Source organism: Blautia sp. DFI.1.216, from assembly GCF_020594215.1.
Classification (GTDB): Bacteria; Bacillota; Clostridia; order Lachnospirales; family Lachnospiraceae; genus Blautia_A; species Blautia_A wexlerae.
In genome coordinates this window covers 1-279 of record NZ_JAJDML010000221.1, presented here as the reverse complement: position 1 = coordinate 279, position 279 = coordinate 1, and the positions used below count along the sequence as shown (strand labels likewise).

Below are 279 nucleotides of genomic sequence, written 5' to 3'. Positions count from 1 at the left end.
ATCGAACAGCATTTAAATAACGGTGATTCATTTAGAAGTATTGCAATAGAATTAAGCAAGGATCCAAGTACCATATCCAAAGAAATCAGACGTCATTCCATTATCAGGGAAAGAAGCGCAGATGCATTTGCCCCTATTCCCTGTGCAAACAATTATGATAGTTCAAAGCCGCGGACAAATATATGCAATGTCATGCATATGTGCGGTGATAATGAATGTCGGCGCAAATGTGTCCTCTGCAGAAAATTCAGATGCAGCGATGTCTGTAAATTTTATAAA

General features: G+C 38.4%; 1 protein-coding gene. It reads left to right on the top strand.

Annotated features, from left to right (window positions below; all coding sequences use genetic code 11):
* A partial coding sequence (locus tag LJE11_RS19520) for a helix-turn-helix domain-containing protein (RefSeq protein WP_255656400.1) occupies positions 1-279 on the top strand: 279 nt, incomplete at both ends.